The organism is Chitinophaga sp. Hz27, from assembly GCF_042263525.1.
Taxonomy (GTDB): Bacteria; Bacteroidota; Bacteroidia; order Chitinophagales; family Chitinophagaceae; genus Chitinophaga.
In genome coordinates this window covers 543,292-563,101 of record NZ_JBHKFJ010000005.1, presented here as the reverse complement: position 1 = coordinate 563,101, position 19,810 = coordinate 543,292, and the positions used below count along the sequence as shown (strand labels likewise).

11 protein-coding genes are annotated in these 19,810 nt (G+C 43.0%); 3 read left to right on the top strand and 8 right to left on the bottom strand.

The window, feature by feature from the left end; genetic code table 11:
* Positions 1-3: 3 nt before the first annotated feature.
* The 3 genes from ACE38W_RS14270 to ACE38W_RS14260 all read right to left on the bottom strand — a co-directional run bounded on the left by ACE38W_RS14270 (position 4) and on the right by ACE38W_RS14260 (position 5,074).
* Positions 4-3,456: a TonB-dependent receptor domain-containing protein gene (locus ACE38W_RS14270; protein WP_375831865.1), complete on the bottom strand. Its 3,453-nt coding sequence runs from the start codon at positions 3,454-3,456 to the stop codon at positions 4-6.
* Between the two features lie 78 nt (positions 3,457-3,534).
* Positions 3,535-4,455: a FecR family protein gene (locus tag ACE38W_RS14265; RefSeq protein ID WP_375831863.1), complete on the bottom strand. Its 921-nt coding sequence runs from the start codon at positions 4,453-4,455 to the stop codon at positions 3,535-3,537.
* Positions 4,456-4,525: 70 nt separating this feature from the next.
* On the bottom strand, positions 4,526-5,074 hold the full coding sequence (locus ACE38W_RS14260) for an RNA polymerase sigma factor (protein ID WP_375831861.1): 549 nt from the start codon (positions 5,072-5,074) through the stop codon (positions 4,526-4,528).
* A 179-nt stretch (positions 5,075-5,253) separates the two neighbouring features.
* Between ACE38W_RS14260 and ACE38W_RS14255 the strand changes: the two genes are divergently transcribed.
* The 3 genes from ACE38W_RS14255 (at position 5,254) to ACE38W_RS14245 (ending at position 9,944) form a co-directional block, all read left to right on the top strand.
* The gene (locus ACE38W_RS14255; protein ID WP_375831860.1) at positions 5,254-6,705 is read left to right on the top strand and encodes a hypothetical protein; all 1,452 of its coding nucleotides are present in this window, start codon (positions 5,254-5,256) and stop codon (positions 6,703-6,705) included.
* A gap of 110 nt (positions 6,706-6,815) precedes the next feature.
* The gene (locus tag ACE38W_RS14250; protein ID WP_375831858.1) at positions 6,816-8,633 is read left to right on the top strand and encodes an McrB family protein; all 1,818 of its coding nucleotides are present in this window, start codon (positions 6,816-6,818) and stop codon (positions 8,631-8,633) included.
* Positions 8,634-8,639: 6 nt separating this feature from the next.
* Positions 8,640-9,944, top strand: coding sequence for an McrC family protein (locus tag ACE38W_RS14245; RefSeq protein WP_375831856.1), 1,305 nt, complete (start codon positions 8,640-8,642; stop codon positions 9,942-9,944).
* A 19-nt stretch (positions 9,945-9,963) separates the two neighbouring features.
* On the opposite strand, the gene ACE38W_RS14240 is transcribed toward ACE38W_RS14245, so the two are convergent.
* The 5 genes from ACE38W_RS14240 to recC all read right to left on the bottom strand — a co-directional run bounded on the left by ACE38W_RS14240 (position 9,964) and on the right by recC (position 19,801).
* A complete protein-coding gene (locus ACE38W_RS14240; protein WP_375831854.1) occupies positions 9,964-11,691 on the bottom strand; it encodes a hypothetical protein in 1,728 nt (575 codons plus the stop codon).
* Between the two features lie 191 nt (positions 11,692-11,882).
* Positions 11,883-12,170, bottom strand: coding sequence for a DUF1330 domain-containing protein (locus tag ACE38W_RS14235; RefSeq protein WP_375831852.1), 288 nt, complete (start codon positions 12,168-12,170; stop codon positions 11,883-11,885).
* 83 nt (positions 12,171-12,253) lie between these two features.
* Positions 12,254-13,093 carry a helix-turn-helix domain-containing protein gene (locus ACE38W_RS14230; RefSeq protein WP_375831850.1) on the bottom strand — a complete coding sequence of 280 codons (840 nt, stop codon included), beginning with the start codon at positions 13,091-13,093 and terminating at the stop codon, positions 12,254-12,256.
* A gap of 88 nt (positions 13,094-13,181) precedes the next feature.
* The gene (gene recB, locus ACE38W_RS14225; RefSeq protein ID WP_375831849.1) at positions 13,182-16,601 is read right to left on the bottom strand and encodes an exodeoxyribonuclease V subunit beta; all 3,420 of its coding nucleotides are present in this window, start codon (positions 16,599-16,601) and stop codon (positions 13,182-13,184) included.
* Positions 16,602-16,603: 2 nt separating this feature from the next.
* Positions 16,604-19,801, bottom strand: a complete 3,198-nt coding sequence (gene recC, locus ACE38W_RS14220) for an exodeoxyribonuclease V subunit gamma (protein WP_375831847.1) — start codon at positions 19,799-19,801, stop codon at positions 16,604-16,606.
* Positions 19,802-19,810: the final 9 nt, after the last annotated feature.

Genomic DNA, 19,810 nt, shown 5'->3' with positions numbered 1-19,810 from the left:
TAATTAGTTTGACAGCGTGTAAGTAAGACCCAGCATATATTCTGTACCACGATAAAAACTTCTCCTCACATATTTTTTACCATAGAACATACCACCAGTGCCAGGGTTAGCATATACTTCCTGAACAGGCCTGTCGAGAATATTTTTAGCGAAACCTTTTAACTGTAAGCGCTTAAACAGCTGTTGAGTAAATACTAAGTCCAGCACAGGCAGCGGCCTGGAGTAGAGGTCTGGCGTACCATCGAGGTTCACCTGGATAAGCCTTTCACCCACCATATTGAATGTGGCAGTGATATCTGTCTTCCATACTGATTGATTGAAGTTGAGGAAGATGTTTACCGAGTACGGCGCCTGCTCAAAGAGAGGGCTATTGCTTGGTGCACGACGGTCTAAAGAACGGGATGCTTCCAGTCGCTCCTTGGTTTTTTTAATTTCACTTTGCGCCAGCAGGAGGTTAGCACCCAGATTGAAGAAACGCAGTGACTTTCCAAAAATTCCGAGATTTTTCACGGCTTCCAGCTCTATACCATATACGCGGCCTTTGTTAGGGTCGTTCTGAAATTCTATCGCAGGGAACTCAGGGAATTTTGCTTCTAAGCCAGACGATTGTTGTTTAAATACCTTGGTGAGCTGGTTGTCTATCTCTTTATAGAAAAGAGAAGCAGACAATACCTCTCCAGGTTTTACGAACCATTCCCAACGAAAATCATAGTTGGTTGTCTGTTGGTTTTTTAACTTAGGATTACCTACTACCAATGCAAACTGAAACGGATCGAAGTCGAAAACATTTGTTAATTCTCTGAGCTCTGGCCTTGCCAGTGTAGTGTTATAGCCCAGACGGAAGTTCATGCTCTTGTTGAGTGTATAGGTAGCATTGACAGAGTAATAAGGTTTGTAATCCGTCTTATACACGCTGTTGGGCTCCGTATACACGAGATTTACTTTGTTGCCACTGGCATCAGTAGTGGTGATGTTAGGGTCCAGGAACACATTGGCAGTATCTACTACCGCTTGTATATCTGTCATTTCAAACCTAACACCGCCGGTTACACGTAGTTGGCTGGTCAGGTGAAGGTCAAGCATACCATAGAAGGCACGTGTTTCGTAGTATCCTTTATAGTTGTTGGGAGATTTCTGGATGTTATACAGGAACCCACCGATTTTTGGAGCGCCTTCTTCGTTGCTGTTATTGATCGGGCGGATACCAACGCGGTTATAGCCTATAAGCTGATCGAGGTTGCCGTTTACTTCATACAGCGCCAGGGCGCCATTGGTGGAGTAGTTGGAACCTGGCAGGTATAATATATTCTCTCCAAACGTTCTTCTGCGATGCAGGTAGTTAGCGCCTGTTTTAAACTCTTGACGCAGGCCATGTACCTTAAAAGGTAAGGTTACATCTACTTTATAGTTGTAATTATCTTCTGTGAGCTTCCTGTACCTGCGGCCGTTAGGATCTGCCTGGATGATGCCATAGGGGCCATAGCCGTTAACATAACCTGATACCAGTGCATACAGGTCCTTCGTGTATACATAGTTGGGAATCGAATTAGGCTGATTGCTAGGAATACCATAAGTGCTGCCTTCATTAAGGCGGTAGTCTGCGAGGTTTACAAAGCGATAGTCCGGATCGTCTTGTGTAGACTTAGACGTAGCCAGGTTATAGCTCAATTTTGGCGCATATTCATTGGTGCCCAATTTATGCTCGCCTTGCAGGTTGAAGGTATTGAGTACGCGATACGTCTGACGAAGAGAGTATACGTTGTTGTATACCTTGCCGGGAAGGCCGGTGTACTCGTACTGCCCATGCAAGTTTGAAGCCTTTGTTTCGGCGCCCCTGCTTCCCAGGTATTGCATGCTGATTTCATGCTGTGGGTTGAACCGGTAGGTTAACCCTCCCAGGAAGCCATAGTTGAGTGTTTGGGTGCCGGTATTTTCTTTATAGTTGAGATATTTACCGAGATTGATTTTATTTGGCGTGATATAGTTTGGGATAACCCTTGGACTATATAGCGCGCTGTTGCCAGTGAGTACTCCCTGGTAAACGCTATACTGGGTAAGGGTTCCGTCATGAATATCATTAGTGCGGTTATAATAGTTGGCGCCGGCAATAACTCCTAGCTGATGTTTCTTGAAAATCGTATAGCTGTTACCGTAAGTGATGGAATATATCTGGTTCAGCGGAGCCGACTTATACCTGGTGGTGAGTACCGGATCAAAGCCATGCATGATATTATTGATGCGATTGGCTTCTGCTGCTTTGGCCGGATCATTACGGCTGTCGGCAATTAGTTGCTGAATATCTTTCAGGCCGCCAGGGTATTGCGTGGAGAGGTTCTTGAAGTCGTTGGACAGTTGTTTGTCTTTAACCTTACCTCCCAGAAAACCCATATCACTATTGTAGAAACTATTTACACTTTTGCCTGTCTGTGAGTTCATACCGCTTTGTACGGTGATGGTAAGCAGTTGTGATTCGGGTACTGACTTTGTTTTAAGCTCTATGATACCGGCGGCGGCATCGGCGGGTTTGTCTGGGGTGACAGATTTATAGATGGTGATGTTGTCTAACAGTGACGCAGGTACGAGATCGAGTGGGAGTGCACTTCTGTCGGGGTCGGAGGAGGCCATGCGTACGCCGTTGAGCTGCCCGATAACGCTGCGGTCGCCGAGGCCACGGATCGCAACATATTTATCATCCGTAATGGTTACGCCAGAAACTCGCTGTAATGCTTGTGTGGTGGTCACGCTGGCCGTGCGTTCCATCTGTTGGGCAGAGATACCGTCAGAGATAACAGCGGCGTTTTTTCTGTCGTTGAGCATCATTACTTCCGTATTGGCGCGTCTGCGGGCTTCAACGGTAACGCCACTCAATGTTTTATTATCAGGAGAAAGTCCGATGGTCATTACACTGGCAGCGCCCACTCTGAGGGTTTTGGTTGTATAACCGACATAGTAAACCACCAATACATCAGTAGTGTCGCGTACTTCAGTGGAAAAATGGCCGGTTTCATCGGCAGTAACTACGGCGCCGGAACTTTGTACCATTATCTCTGCTTTGCCAATGGGGCCATGTTTGGCCGCATCGGTGATAACGCCGTTGAACGTACGTTTTTGTGGTGTACGTGGTGTTGATTGCCTGGGCAATGCTTTACGGATCACCACTTTCTTACCATCTACAATTTCATATTCCAGTCCTGTATTATCCAGCAATAACTGTAGAATCTCTGTGATGGATTTATTGTTAATGTCTGCGGTAACTCTTTTCTCCACTGCTTTCAGGTCTGCAGGGTTATAAAAGAAGGTAACGCCATTACGCTGTTGCAGGATGTTGATGCACCTGACAACGGGTTCATTTTTAAAGCTGACACTTACTTTCTTCTGCTGTACATCCTGCGCATAGGATGGCGTGGAGAAGAGTAGCAGCGCCAGCATACCTCCGAGTAAAATTTTTTCCTTCATTCGATCAAATTTTATAAATAGCAATCCTGTTACGGCCACAGTGCTGTGGTCGGTCAAGGGAAAAAGCATGAAAACAGGTTACCTGATTACGATGCTGTTGTTGTGTTTAGTAAGATGTAATCTGTAGGATACGGATAATACCCGCAGCATATCCTCCAGCGTGTCGGTAGATTCGAAGGCTCCGGTAAAGCGCTGGTGGCGGATGTTGTCGTTATCACAGCTGATGTTTACATGATAGACATGCTCTATGGTGGTGAATACTTCCTGTAAGGTGTTGTCATCAAACACCATACTTTTGGTAATCCAGTCCATATCTATTTCCTGCTGACGAATCAGGTTAATTTGATTTTTCTGCAGGTCATATACAAGTTCTTCAGCGGCGCCCACCTGTTGTGTAATGCTGGCTACTGATACAGCTACTTTACCGGTTTTAACGCTTACTGCAGGCTTTGTGGTTTGCATACTATCGGTCAAAATAAAAGAGGTACCGAGTACGGTTACACGTAAATTAGGACCATTGATAACAAAAGGATGCTTATCCGGCACTACATCGAAATAGGCTTCACCATTGACTTTTACGGTGCGATGCTTTCCGTGGAAAGTGGCTGGATATTCGATAAGTGTGCCACCATTCAGAATGGCAACAGAGCTATCTGGCAGCATTATTTTCTGCACCCGGTATTTAGCTACATATACCTGTTTCATAGGTATTGGGTGTACCCATTCTTCCAGCTCTTCGCTGTAATGCCAGGCAGTACCTGCTGTCACCAGCAACAGAAGAGAGGCGGCAGCAGCGGAAATCCAGCGTATATACATGCGCGGGCGCATGGCGTTACGGAGATTGTCGAGCACCAGCAGGCGTTGTATCTCCGTATCATCCGGCGCTTGCCTGTTTTCCCAGGCTTGTTGCAGGTATTGATCTATCAGCTGCTTTTCTTTCGAAGCGGCTTTGCCAGACAAATAACTATTAATGATTTTCCTCAGTTGTATAATATTCATCGGAACATTCTTCTATAGGTATGTTCCGTAAAGGGAGATGCTTGTCCCGAAGAAGTGTGTTACCAAAATGTTAACTCCATAATTGTGCCATCACTACGGCAACGGCTATATGATGCCGAAGGGCCTTTAAAGCAATGTGGAGCTGGTTTCTGACAGTTTTCTCCGAGAGGTTCATCTTCCCGGCGATTTCTGTAATGGAGAGCTGATGTTTTCTGCTAAGCAGGAATATCTCTTTGGTTTTTTGGGGTAGTTGATCAAGTTGCAGGTCTATTTCTTTGAAGACATCGGCGGTGTCCATCTTTTCCCATATATCATTTAATACGGGCAGTACATATTCTTGTACATGATCCAATCGCTCCGGGCGACTCAATATTTCCTGGAGCTTTTTGAGTGATTGGTAGCGGACAGCCTGGTGGAGATAGGCTTCCAGTGAAGTGTTAATTTGAAGCTTGTCCCTCCTGGACCATATCGCAATAAATACCTGCTGCACCACATCTTTGGCGTCGGCAGTATTGCCCAGGATCTTTACAGCAAATGCATACAGGGACGCCCAGTGTTGGTTAAAACACTGCTCAAAAGCTTTCTGGTCTCCATTTCGAATAAGCGCTACATCTTGCATACCACGTGAATTATCAAACGCGAGGCAAAATAATCGTTTTAAACTGACAGCGGTTTTAAGCTTATGTTATATTTTTTGGTGAGATGAAATCCGTACAAGATTATTTGGCATTGGATTACCATTATTTTAACAAACAACCCCTGGAATATTTTCTAAATTGTATTTGCCAAAATTTAACCATGAAGAAAAAACTGTTTTTCGCTTTACTTTTCCTCGTTAATATATCCTGTGTGTTCGGCCAAAATGCAGAGAAAGTTGATTTCAATGGAAAGGACTATTATTTAGCCATAAAGCCGCCATCAGGTAATATCAACGGTGTGCTGGTATTATTGCGGAGTTTCGGTAATCCGGAGACGGTCCTGGCAGAAACAAATCTTCCTAATGTAGCAGCAGTCAATGATATACTGACGATTATCGTACCCACCCGACAAAAGCTATATGCTGATTCATTTGTAGTGAAAAAGATTAACCAGGCCATCTTTCATGTTGTTCAGAAATTTAAGGTAGATACCTTGCCATTTGCTATAGGTGGCTACGATTTTGCTGGCACTATTGCGCTACGCTATGCTGAGTTAGCCAAAGCCGGTAGCAGCGGCATTCCGGTAGTGCCAAAGGCCGTCTTTATTGCGGATGGGCCAACAGATCTGTTCAATCTTTGGGAACGCTGTGAAGGGCAAATTAAAAAAGATTTTTACAGCGGAGAAGTAAATGATGCGAAGTTCTTACTGGAACGCATGAACGAAGAAAATGGCGACATTCATACTAATGCCGCCAGGTATAAGGATTTAAGCCCTTTTGTGGCCAAAATCGATGCGCCAGGAAATGAACAGCTGTTGAAAGATTTGGGCGTCAGGTTATATTTTGATACAGATATCAATTGGCAACTATCTAACCGTAGAAATAGTTTTTACGATACCAATATCCCTGATGGTTCTGAATTCATAAAACGTTTGCAGCTGGCTGGAAATGAGAATGCAGCCTTCATCGCTGGCCGCCCGGGCGTAAAGCCGAATGGCGTGCGTAATCCTAATTCATTTTCTATCATTGAGGAAATGGATTGTGTACGATGGCTGAAGAAATCGATGGGTATTTTTGATCCTAACAACTGGACAAGCCCATATCATATTACTGTGCCTAAAGGCTGGAATAAAGAACTGATGTCTTTTCCACCTGATTTTGCTACGTCTATTCCGGGTAAGGGGGTGGAAGACATTACCTTTGCGCCAGGCTGGGCTGATAGCAAATCAGAAGAATACTGGTCATACACTTATACCTGGCTACTCAATGGTAAGCTTTCGCCTGATGAAAATGAGCTGAAGAATAGCCTTACCATGTACTATGATGGACTTGTGAAAAGAAATATCAGTCCGCGGAACATTCCTGCCAATATCGTTTTTCCTACAAAAGTTACGCTCAAGAAAGATAAGAACGGACAAACATATACGGGCACAATAAACATGCTGGACTATATGGCACAGAGGCCCATGGTATTAAATGTAGTAGTTGTCAGAAAAGATGGTTGCGTTCCGGAAAAAACAGTGCTGGTGATAAAGGTTTCGCCAAAGCCGCAGGAGCATGCCGTTTGGAAGAAAATGAATGAGATGGAAGGAACGATGGAATGTGGAATGTAGGAATTCTTCTTGCCACAGAAGTTTGTCCTATTGGAAAAATATTTAAATTGTAAATACTGGAAAACTATTTAATGGATTTCCTGTATTTACGAATTATAAAATAGTAATTGATGGCTGAGCATATTTTACAAAAAATTTATAACGATGCAATTAATGATGAACATTGGGTGTACTATGATTGGTTCAATAGTTATGAGGAAAGTGTAAAAAGCTTTAAACAACAAGCAATTGAACAAAATTGGTCAGAGGTAGAATTAGGGAAGTTGATAAAGCAAACCAGAAACAATGGAATTTCAAATTTGCCGCAAAAGAATTTTGAATGGGAAGAGTTTAAAAGTATCAAAGATTCCTGGCATGAAATAACCCCTGTCTTAAAAACTATTGCCGAGAGTAACCGCATTAATGATGAACAGTATACAGCATTGATGTCGTTTTTTAGAAATCATACAAATGATAATAAGGTGGCCGCTTCTAATAGAGTAATCACCGCCTTTTTACCAAATTTTGTTACAACCGTCACCAAGCCTGATAGATTGAATAATATTATGTGGGAAATACAGGGATTATGCCCTGATTTTCCATCACCAATTAATCATTGGCTTCAAGATAATATCAATTTTATTGAATATTGTAATAGTAATATTCAATTTCAACATCCATGGCATAGCTCCCTCTTTGCGTGGTATTTGTATGAGTTTTTTGAAGAAAGAAAGTATTTAATCGAACAAAAAACAGCACTAATGAAAGACTATATCGACCTGCTCAAAGCAAATAAAAACCTTATTCTGACTGGTGCACCAGGCACTGGTAAAACATATCTTGCCAAGCAAATGGCCATCTCTTTATTGTTTAACAAACAGCACGAAAATGAACTTACAGCGGATGAAAAACAAATTTTAGAAAAACATTTCTGTTTTGTACAGTTCCATCCATCTTACGATTATACGGATTTTGTAGAAGGCTTGCGTGCAGAAAATTTAAATGGTCAGGTTACGTTTAACTTGCATAATGGCATTTTCAAAGATTTTTGTAAACGCGCCATCGAAAAGCCGGTACGAGACAATTTTGATGAAATCTACAATAAAGCCATTAATGATATTTTAGAAAATGATATAAGATTTGCTACACCTGCAAAAAAGAAGGAGTACAAAGTTCAAATCAATAGTAATAAATCATTTGTAGCTTATCCGCTGGAAGGTGAGGGTGGTGGAATAACGATGACGAAAGAAATGATTCGGGACTATGTTATTTATAATAAGTTAAAGGATTGGCCATCATATGTTCCCGCTATTGGCGACTATATAAAAAATAATTATCGCTTGGATATAGCTTCAGAAAGCAATAAAGAATATCCTTTCATTTTCGTGATCGATGAAATAAATCGTGGTGAAATATCCAAAATATTTGGAGAGCTATTTTTCTCACTAGACCCCGGTTACAGAGGAAAAAATGGAAAAGTAAAAACGCAATATGCCAATATTCAAACAGGCGAAACAATTTTTGATGATACCCTGGGCCAGGGCTGGTTCTATGTCCCGGATAATATTTATATCATCGGCACCATGAATGATATAGACAGAAGTGTGGAAAGTATGGATTTTGCCATGCGTAGAAGATTTGCCTGGAAAGAAATAAAGGCTGTTGATCGTATTTCCATGTGGGACGGGACGATCGATAAATGGAAAAGGGAAGCCTTCCAAAGAATGACCAGCATAAACCAGCAGATAGAAAAAATTCCAGGTTTAAATGCTTCCTATCATATCGGTCCTGCCTATTTCCTTCCACTAAAAAATTATGAAGGGAATTTCAATATGCTCTGGGATAATCATCTGAGAAGTGTATTGGCAGAATACCTGAGGGGATTACCTAATATGGAAAGTGAATTAGACAGTTTACAGACTGTGTATAATCCCAGTGAATTAAATTAGGCTGTCATGCTTAAAACTACAGATAATAATTGTGGCAAATACCAGGTAGATGAACAGCATATCCCTAACCTGAAAAAAATTGCTGATGTGCAGGTGAGAAACCTGCAATTAGAGGAAAATAAGCAGCTGTTGGTGTTTCCACATTCTCTGAATGCCCATGGCGACAGCATCGGAGAGAAAAGTATTTTCTCTCTGCAGGAATCGACCCTGACTACCGAAAACATGATGGGATTTGTTGGCGTTAATGATACAGAACTAACAATTCAATCCCGATTCGCCAAAGATAAGGAAGATTATTTCCTGCATTTTATGCTGCAAAAAGTATTCGCTATTAATATGTTTGATCTGAAACATAGTTTTAGTTCCGAAACCATATTTGATTTTTTGCATTATCTTCTCCCATTTTACCTGAAGAAAGCCTTGAAACAAGGCTTGTTCAAAGAATACCGCCATAGAAAACACAATAATACCAATGTTCGTGGCGCAATCGATATCAACAGACATATTAGCAAAAATCTGCCCTTTGCAGGAAATATCGCATATAATACAAGAGATTTTAGCTATGATAATCGGATTACTCAATTAATCCGGCATACGATCGAACACGTCAAACAATTCCAATATGGTCATACCATTCTGAATAACGATTCGGAAACCAAATCCTGCGTCAACCAGGTTATTATGGCTACTCCAAATTACAATAGGAGAGACAGAATCGATATTATCATTGATAATGCGAAACCATTTGTACATCCATATTATCAGGAGTATAGGCCGCTACAACAAATTTGTCTAAGAATATTGCGATATGAAGGATTGAAGTATGGCACGGAAAAAGACAAGGTATATGGCCTGCTGTTCGACGGGGCCTGGCTTTGGGAAGAGTATCTCCATACTTTATTGCATCCGCTTGAATTTATTCATCCACAGAATAAGAAAGGAAAAAATCCAATCTATCTTTTCAAAGAAACAAAGGAAAGTAAGAGGTATCCCGATTTCTATAAAGACGAAGTTGTACTCGATGCCAAGTACAGAAGGCCAAACAATATTGGCCGGGAGGATGAACATCAGCTTATAACCTATATGTATCTATTGAAAGCAACTATCGGTGGCTTTATCTGCCCATCAGATAGTCTTACACAAGCAGCAGTGGCGGCCGACAAAGGTATTTTGAATGGCTATGGTGGCGCAGTGAAAATCTGGATGCTTCCCATACCTCAATCAACAAATAAGTATCAGGTTTTTTGCGAGGAAATGAACAAGATAGAACGACTCTTTATTGACGATATTAAACTGCATTCCATCTTGTAATAGCAGGTAAATGCAAACTTTAGTTTGCATTTACCTGTTTCAGATACTTATAACCATTACCTTCTTTCAACAAAACATATTTCTCCCAGAAATTATCATCATCAAGTGATGAATAAGAAAAGTCCCATTGGGTAAGACTTCCAATGGTGTCTGGTACATATTCATAAACGATGTCTCCTACAGGCGTTACCGGAAAATATGTCCATTCATATACCTGTTTGTTACCAGGAAATGAAACATAATAATGTATTGTTTTCTTACCCTTGTCGCTGATCAATTTCATCGGCGTCAGAATAACATGACGGTCTTTTGGATATATCAGTGCAAATTCGCCGTAAATTTTATCATATTCAATATGATCGCTTTTATTTGCGGCCAGTTGCTTGAAGAACGGCTCCAGAATGGTATTGCCATGATGTAGCGCAAATGCTTTTGCTTCGGTAGCTTTTTCTTTCTTCAGCTCATCGGCTACTATTTCGTATAACCCAATGTACTTCCTGTTTTCTCGCTCTTTGCTGGCCTGCATTTCTTTTCCTACCGCCCCCACCTGACTTTTACTAAGATCTATTATTTTTTTAAATAGGTTGCCATTCCAGAACGCTGTGTCATAATCTGCACTATTCTCTTTAAAGAAATCATTCCTTTGTAGCAGCTGCATATATTCCAGCGGCCCATCTGCTGGTGATGCTGCATCAAAATAGGTGACCTTATCTTTCTTGTAATACCATTTGCTTTTATACTTTACGCCTTTTACGATATAGCCATAGTTAGATGGGAAGCTGGTAAGATAAGTGCTATCATGGATATCCTTGTTGGTCTTGATGGTGATGTTTTCATCTTCGCCTTTTTCGCTGAATGACTTGAGATCTCCCAGCTTTTTCTCTTCCAGAAAGAAGCCTACAAACTGTGTGTTGTCGGGGCTGTTGAGACAATAGTATAAGGCTTGGAGATGAATCTTGTTGTCGGTATCAGGAATAACCTGACGAATTAAAATGCTGTCATATTTTTTCTCAGACAATATATTTTTTAATGCTTCCCTTCGTAAACCGGCTAATTCCTGCTCTCTTTTCAATGTCGGGTTATGCTGTGCCACCTGTGTAATAATATCCGTTAAAGCAGGAGAAAGTACATTGCTGATCGTACATTCCAGCGTGCCTTCCTGGCAGCCAAATTCAAATCCTGGATTAGTTTCGTTGCCGGTGTATTCTTCGTTTATCAGTAAAGAATTGCTGCTTTTTTCGTACAGTTGAAACCGTGCCTTACAGTAGCGTATGTTATCTTTCATGAAAAAAAGTACCGCAGGAATATTGATGATGTATTCCATGTTTTCTTGCGAAGCTATCGCCTGAAGCGCTGTTATTTCAGGCCCGGCACTGGTATCCTTTACCAGCACCAGTAAGTTTTTAAAACGTTCAAAAAAGCGGTAAAAAAGATAACCAGCAGCCTGGAAACTGAACATCTTCGATACATTCAGCTGACGCGTGTAGGTGATAAGGTTAGTGTGCATCAGCTGAATATTAGCGGGGGCCTGCGCATAGTCCTCAGCATTATCGTCGCGCATCGCAACGATATTATTGTTGTTGGCAGTATCATATTCTTTTTTAACCTCCTCACTGACAGTGACTTTCCCTGGCGTTAAAACAAGTATACTCGGCTCATAGTGCACCTGCGCACTTATGCTGTTGCCTGTTAATACAATTAATAGTAAAAAAGATAATCGTTGAATGGTAGCGAAGGAGATGAACATAGGTATTTATATCTGCCTGTAAGATACATCAACCTATTATTGCCCTATCGATATAAACTGTTAATATCCGGGATTCTAATATGTTACTAGATAAACATCTGTAGAAAATGTTTTGTAAGCTGTTTTTCAAGATAAGTATATAGAAATAAAAGAACGGCGACAGGGCCCGTGCCTGTCGCCGTTTTGTACAATTACAATCCATGCAGTAACAGCATCGTGGTATCACTGGTGCTATTCCACCTGAGCTGTTTGTATTGCTGATATTCAGGGTCGCTGTAACATTGCAGTGCAGCGGCTTCTGAAGGAAAGCGGATAATGGCATTCATCTGTTTCGGCGTACCTTCTACGCCAATGGCTTCCAGGTCGGCAGCTAATACTTCTGCGCCATATTTGTGTAATAAAGCTACTACCGGCGGGCCATATTTCGCATACTCATCGGCGTCGGTAATGTTGTAACTATTCACATAATAAACTGACATAAAAAATAATTTAGTTGATCATTCATTTGATATGTCAAAATTAGCTGATGATGCCAGGATGTATTTAAGGAATCTTGCGCACTTTAAGAACGCGCCGCCAGCGGAGATTTGCCAAACTGCTTTTTATAGGCGGCAGAAAAATGCTCCAGGCTATTGAAGCCAGTAGTGAAGGCAACATCGGTGACAGGTAATCCCGTATTGCGAAGCTGCAGATGTGCATGGTTTAACCGCACCTGTAAAAGATACCCATAAGGTGCTGTAGCAGTCATGTTTTTGAATAATCTGCTAAAGTGAAAAGGGCTCATATGGCTTATAGCAGCCAAGTGCGACAAGTTAATCTCCTCCTCGAAATGCCTATTGATATAATCCTTTACATTTTCTATTACAGGGAGGTAATATCTTTTCTGTCTGTCATTCAAAACAGGTAATTTCCTGTTACTGCTCTCTGTATTCAGCAATTGCAGGAAAAGCTCCATCATCAGTTGCTCTGTCCATAAGGAGGGGACACGTGCCTGTTGTAAAGACTGAAAAATAAGCTGATGCAAGGATTCCATCGCGGGCGTAGCCTTTACCAAAATAGACTGAATATCCGGATTACCGAAGAACCATTCAAATGCACCGGCATGCTCCATCAACGAAGCACAGCTATCTGCGGGAAAGGAAAATATCGTGCATTGGTCAGGGATATCATGAACATGCCGCACCTGTTGCTCGTATCCGGGCTTACACACCAGAAACAGGCCGCTATAGGCATCCAGCTCGTTACGAAATACTTTAAATTTGAAATTACCCTTACGGATATATGCGATGCTGAAAGTCTCCTGGTACTCCTTCTCAGAGATGCTACAGCTAGTGCATCGACAAAGAAAATTATGTACCGAACAGATCGGTGATGTGTAAAGTGTTTGAATGTCTGCTTCCATATCTACCCATTTATCTAATGAAATATTGATGGAACAAAAGTAAATCAGGGCAGTGACAGCCCTATGTCAACAGCCCTTAAAATGGTTCCTATCGCTGCATTGAGATCAGCTTTTCCAGTTGCTTTATTTTTTCTAATGGCGGCTTCGTATAGTATATCCCGTTATCTGCGTAGTTCCTTATGCCACGGATAAAGAGGTAGAAGATCCCGCCGAAATGCTGGTCATAGTTGAATGACGGCAGTCTTGTCTCCAGGTATTTCTTTACGGCTACCGTATAAATAAGGTATTGCAGGTGGTAGTTGTTGCTGTTCATTTCTGCTTCCAGGGAGCTGCGCTGGTAGTCGTCCAGCTGATCGCCGAGGTAGTTGGATTTCCAGTCCAGTACATAGTAGCGGCCATTATGTTCAAAGAAGAGGTCTATCTTACCATTCATGATCCCTTCCAGTTCCTGGCTGCCTAGCTCTGCAAAGCGTTTAACCCCTACCGTTAGTCCGCCTTCGGAAAGCTCATTCAACTCATTAAGCTGAAAAACAGGTACCGGAAAGTCGAACTCAAATTCGGTCATGCGCTTGTACCCCGACACAGCAGATAGCTGGAAACCATGCTTTCCTGTGCTGAGCGGCACTTTTACCACGTGTTGCACCAATTGAAGGAGCATCGGGAGATAAGCTTCTTCCTGGCCAGGAAGGAACTTGTCTATGGCTACCTTCAGCCAATGTTCCCATTTAGTATCATCTGCAAAGCTGATATTTTCGAAGATAAAGTGCAACAGATTACCCGTTTTCGCGCCACGACGCAGCGTATTAAATATAAACTGGTCGTAGGCATCTGTGGCGGTATCGCCGCGTGGAATGCGCTTTTGCTCTGCTTTAGCGGCGAGCATCGTGTAACTCAGCTTGCGCCAGTATTCTTCTTTCAGATGAAAAGAAACTTCCTTGGAAACGTTTGCTGGCGCTTCTTGTAATTTATGCTTCCGGTAATGATGCTCTGGCTTCTCTGGTAAGTTGTTGACAAAATCTATCAACTCCTTATCTCTCCCAAAACTGGCCAGTTCATTGGTAAATGCCGTCAGAGAAGAGTTTTTATAATAATTGTTTCGGAAGATATAACATTTATATACCGCCCTGGTAATCGCCACATATATCAGGCGCCTGTTCTCCTGTTCCTGTTGCTGTAGGTAGGCATGGCGCTGTTCATCCGTTTGCCGCTCTTCTTCTGTACTGATGTATTCACCGGTAGCAGGGTCACGGAAGCTCACAAAGGCATGACTATCTTTCTGTGTGAAATCCAGGTATGGCGCGAACACAATATTATAGGCAAGACCTTTACTTTTGTGAATGGTGACGATCTTTACGGCTTCTTCATCACTTTCCATGCGCTGCGTATATTCGTCGCCTTCCACAGGCATGCCGTCTATACCGCGTTTCAGCCAGGAGATAAGGTCGCGCATAGAAAGGTTACGACGACTCTGCACCTGATGCACAATTTCTGTAACCTGCAATAGGTTGGTAAGAATACGTTCTCCGCTATTGTCCTTCATTAGCACATTTCTCACGCCAAAGTCGGAAAAGAAAGCCATCAGTGCCGGATATACGCCGTTACGATCTGCCTGCTCCCGGTATTTACCAAAGCATACCAACACGAGTTCATCATCGAGATGAAGGATATCATCTACGCTAAAACCTGTAAGGGTAGATAATAACGCACGATTAATCGTAGAGCGGTCGGGATTATCCATGGCTTCAAGCAGATAGTATACTTCCAGGGCCTCTGCGGTGTCCAGTACTTTCGATTCATCGATGGAAACTGCTGGTATGCCTAGCTTTGCGAGCTTCTGCTTTACATCTGCCCCTTCCTTGCCTGTTCTCACCAGGATGCCAATGTCTGCTGGCGTAATAGCTCGTGATTGACCATCCTCCGTTTGAATATGGTAGCCAGGATCCATTAACAGATGACCTACCTGTGCTGCTACTGCTGCCGCTATTTCGGGCTTATTACTGCCTTCATAGATAGCAATAGGAATTTCCGGTTTTTCATGATGATATAATAAACCTTTGTTATTGTCCGGCGGACTGTCAACATGTATATATTGGATACTATCTTGTTCATCGCTAAACTGAAAGGTGTCGAAGTCGGGTGATGGCATGAAAAACTGGTTCATGGCCCTTATCAGCGGTTCGGAGGAGCGACGGTTGAAGTTCATGTTGTACAGATGCTGTACGTTATTGCGCGCACTGAAATAGGTATATATGTCGGCCTTACGCCAGGCATATATACTTTGCTTAGGATCGCCGATATAGAACAGTGCTGTGTTTTCACCGAATGCCTTGTTGAATATCTCGTACTGCAAACGGTCGGTGTCCTGGAACTCGTCAATAAAAACGGCCTTGTATTTTTCCTGGAGTTTGGCTACCAGCTCAGGATTATCGCGTTTTACCAGCGCGTTGTTCAGGTTGGTGATAAGGTCATCATAGCCGAGGATATTATTCCTGGTCATGTAACCATGCACGCCACTGGCTACCTGGCTGATCGCAAAGCAATTCAGCCGATGGTGGATACCGCCAACCAGTTTTTGTATTTCTACTTCTATCAATTCCTGTTGATCTATATATTCCAGTATTTCAGGAAATAACTCTGTTAAATATCCAGGAGGCTTAGCTGAATTTTTCTTGAGGCGAATGGCGTCTACAAAGGCTTCCGGCACCGTGATGAGCTCAGCAAACGCCTTTTTAGCATGTGCATTTTTGCTGCATCGTGTAGTGATGTCTGGTGTATGTTTACAGATATAATCATGCAGTTGTGTAGTGATGTCCGCGAGTTTTACCGCTTGCACTTCATATTCCGCCAGCCATTCTTCCTGCTTAATAGCGCCGATATGATAGTTATATCCTTCTTCAAATCCTAGGTACTTTTTACCACTCATATGTTGTTCCAGGATATCCTGCATATGCGTACGCATATCTTCTTCCCAGATGAGTTGTAACAACTCAGGACGTAGAGTGGTGATGTGTTTGCGCCAGAATTTATTCAGTTCTCTTTCCACGATGGGGCTGGTGTCGGGCACCATTTCAGCTCCAAAAAGCTGGTCTGTTTCAAAAGCGTATTCGTTTAATATCTGCTGGCAAAAGCTGTGGATGGTAAGCACAGAAATCTCATCGAGTAATAACACCGCGTCGTGCAACAGCTCATTGACAGATTTAGGATCAGATCTCTCGCCGGCCTCCAGCACCATGTTAATGATATCGTCATTATCTACTGGATATCCGAAGCTCACCTGGTATGCTTGCCGCATGAATTTACGGATACGTTCTTTCAACTCTGCTACAGCGGCTTTGGTAAAGGTTACCATCAGAATTTCTTTTACAGAAATCTTTTTTTCCAATACCAACCTCAATACCAGGATGCCTATGGAGTAAGTTTTTCCTGTGCCGGCGCTGGCTTCTATCAGGTTACTTCCTTCCATGGGTACCGTGGTGGCCTCAAAATTCTTATATCGCGCTGTAGTCATATTTATTTATAATAATCTGGAAAAATTTCTGCCAATGGTTTAATCAGTTGCTCACAGAGTTGCTTGTAGGCTTCTGAAATGCCTTCTTTCTCAAAATACCCGTTTTCATATTCACTCATCACGTACTTATCGTTGGTGCTGCGTTTGGACGGGTCGAGATTATCCTGTACCAGTTTGGCAAAAAGTTTACTGTCGATTTTTTCAATCTTCTTTGGCTCCATGTTGAAGTCGGGGTAGAAGGGAAGAATTTCTTCCATGCCTTGTTGATATACCCGGATAAGGTCACGTAAACGGCTAAACGCAGTTTCCCTGGAAACAGGTGTCGCCGCAAAAACGTTTTCTTTTGCCGTACCGGATACAAACATCATCCCATGTAACTCGCCAGCAGCAACGCCCGCGAGGTAAGTGATATATGCTTCAATAAGGTTGCGTGCTTCATTTTTGGACCAGGATACCTTTACTAGATGGCCATCATAGACTTCATCTATACTGCATTTCATCAGCACATTATCTACGAGTAAGTCGAAATCGAGGCGTACCGGGTCTTTTCCTGCGGTGCATTGCTCATGCAGCGTACGTACAGGATGTACGGTGTCTTCCACCTGGCGGATCGCAACAAAGGCCATATTGCTGAGTGGTAGTTTTCCTTTCTTCACCAGACTAGCCTGTGTATCTGCTGAAACGCCCTGTACGGGCAGTAGCAGGTTTTTCAGGCCCCATTGCTGAAGTTTATCCAAACTAAATATTTCCGTTTCATTCAACAGCAGCGGGTTATCATTAAAGTAGATGCCCAACACCCTGTTATAATATGCTTTAAAAGGATTTTTGAAGAAGTTGGTCAGCATATCCAGCGTGAAATCTTCCATCATTGGCATTTCCACCGTTTTATGCGGGTTGATAAAAGGCAGACTCGCAGCTGTATTGGCATTGAGGTAGCTGTAAAGCCCTGAGGAAGGCAGATTATATTTTCTGCTGAATTCTTGTAATGGCTGATATTGCACCATCGCTTTGCGAATAGCGCCTGTAGTGTCACCGGCACCCGTTTCGATATAGTCGAGGAGTTCATCCACCATGGCCGACGGTGGAATAGTGGTGTTATCTTTTACGCTACGGCCCACATAGCTGATGTACAGGTATTCCTTGGCAGATATAATGGTTTCCAGGAAAAGGTGCTTATCATTTTCCCGGATGTTACGATCGCCGCGCTGTGGTTGTTTCGACATAATATCGAAACCTGATTTATTTTCCTTTCTTGGAAATTTATCGTGGTTCAATCCAAGCAATGCTACCACTTTGAAAGGAATAGAACGCATCGGGATCAGAGAACAAAATGTAATACCACCGTTGGCAAACAGGCTGGCGCGGGTAGTGCCACTGATCACATTTAACAGGCTATGTACAAAAACATTGAATGGTACGGTATCTTCAATATATTCATGTAAGATGTTGAAGTCTGTTAGTTGTTTGATGAGCGAGGCGTAGTCTTCATCTGTTTCATCCTGTTGTTCGAAGATGAGGCTATGCAGTACCTGTTCGGTATAGCTTACCCAGTCGGTGATGGAGCGCGACTGCCGGCGGCCTTCTATAGCGGATATCAGGACTTTCGCAAAATGGCAGAAGCGGATAATGTCATAAGCATCGCGTCCTTCTACGAGGTCCAGTGGGAAGAAGCTGTCTGCATCCTGGCCGTATTCAGTTTCACCGCTCATGCAGATGCCAAACATAATGCGTTGTATGCCGTATTTCCAGCTTACATAATGGGTTTGTTCATTGGCGGAGCCGTCAATCCCAAAACGAATATTGGCAGCTTCTACGATTGGGCGTATGGTCAACGGGTTTTGCAGGTTGAAACGCTGACGGATATACGAAAAGTCCAGCAGCTGCATCACCGTTTCTGCGGTGAAGTTTTCTTCGTCCAGTTGGAGGATAGCCTGCAGGGCGTTGAAGATGTTATCGTTATCGGTATAGCTTTCATCGGCGATGGTATACCGGAAGCGATGCGGTGCGTGGTTAAATACTGCCTTGATGTAAGGCGCATATGCATCGATGTCAGATACCATCACAACTATTTCGCGCGGAGATAATAGCTCTTTTCGTTTATCAGAGAGATGCACCAGGTAATTGTACAGCGCCTCTACTTCTCTCACGGGGGTATAGCAGCAATTGATGGTTACGGAGCCGTCCTGGACATCTTTCATAGAAAGCTGGTATCGGCTGCTGGTGGCGCTCGAAAAAATATCATGCTGTACTTTACGTAGCAGCGTATTGGGATTGGGCTCTACTACGTCTACTTCTTCATAGGCGTTGATAAAATTGTCGTATGCAAAAAATAGTCGGAAACTATTTTGAATCACTTTGCCCCAGCCGGTGAGTAGTGCATTACCTATGGTAGCTTGCTCTTCCAGGTCTTTCAATCCTTTGGCACGCCAACGTGCCAGTTGTTTTTCATTTCTCTCTTCAAACCAGAATACGCCAGGAGCGGGGTTGAGGATATGGAAATGAATATCTATCACGGCAGAGAGTTCATGCAATATCTTGATGTGGTAGGCTGTCATGATGGATAAGCCAAACACATGTACAGCGGGGATCCTGGCGCGCAATACCTCATGCTTCTCGGGCTGTTGAAGTGCATCGAGTATATAGTTTCCGATGAGGGTTTTATCGGGCAGCGCATCACCGGAGAGCTGTTTAACCCTTGCCCATAGCCATTCCTGCCATTCCTCCGTTTGGAGCGTGTTAGGATCTGCCTGGCTCCAGGTTTGTATCATCTCGGGGCGGTATACCTGGTACTGATCGAGTAAATCCGCTACCTTTTCTGCCAGCACCATTTTTTTCAGGTTGCTTTCATCTCCATGATTGAGATAGTAGTCGGCCACTTCAGGATAGCGGTCAATAAATTCTCTTTCTCCCAGCAGCTTAAAAATCAGCCAGCTAAGGTTTTGGGAAGACATCACATTGATACTCGGGCCTCCCAGCCACATGTAGAGATGAAAGAGTAGATCGTTAGGCTTCAGAAAACGAGAGTTGGCCGCAATGCCCTGGCGATAGGCCTGTTGCAGTTTGAGCCAGTTGTTCATCCCTTCTGTTTGCGTAACGATATAGTGAGGCTCAAACACGCCGTTGCCAGCATGATGCAGGTCGTCTATCAGGCCTTTCGCCAGACTATTCAACGCATTTGAAACCTTCAGGTATAATGACATAATAATTTT

Coding starts and splice junctions, on each gene's coding strand:
- ACE38W_RS14270 (WP_375831865.1), bottom strand. CDS start 3,456: ATGAAGGAAAAAATTTTACTCGGAGGTATGCTGGCGCTGCTACTCTTC.
- ACE38W_RS14265 (WP_375831863.1), bottom strand. CDS start 4,455: ATGAATATTATACAACTGAGGAAAATCATTAATAGTTATTTGTCTGGC.
- ACE38W_RS14260 (WP_375831861.1), bottom strand. CDS start 5,074: ATGCAAGATGTAGCGCTTATTCGAAATGGAGACCAGAAAGCTTTTGAG.
- ACE38W_RS14255 (WP_375831860.1), top strand. CDS start 5,254: ATGAAGAAAAAACTGTTTTTCGCTTTACTTTTCCTCGTTAATATATCC.
- ACE38W_RS14250 (WP_375831858.1), top strand. CDS start 6,816: ATGGCTGAGCATATTTTACAAAAAATTTATAACGATGCAATTAATGAT.
- ACE38W_RS14245 (WP_375831856.1), top strand. CDS start 8,640: ATGCTTAAAACTACAGATAATAATTGTGGCAAATACCAGGTAGATGAA.
- ACE38W_RS14240 (WP_375831854.1), bottom strand. CDS start 11,691: ATGTTCATCTCCTTCGCTACCATTCAACGATTATCTTTTTTACTATTA.
- ACE38W_RS14235 (WP_375831852.1), bottom strand. CDS start 12,170: ATGTCAGTTTATTATGTGAATAGTTACAACATTACCGACGCCGATGAG.
- ACE38W_RS14230 (WP_375831850.1), bottom strand. CDS start 13,093: ATGGAAGCAGACATTCAAACACTTTACACATCACCGATCTGTTCGGTA.
- recB (WP_375831849.1), bottom strand. CDS start 16,601: ATGACTACAGCGCGATATAAGAATTTTGAGGCCACCACGGTACCCATG.
- recC (WP_375831847.1), bottom strand. CDS start 19,801: ATGTCATTATACCTGAAGGTTTCAAATGCGTTGAATAGTCTGGCGAAA.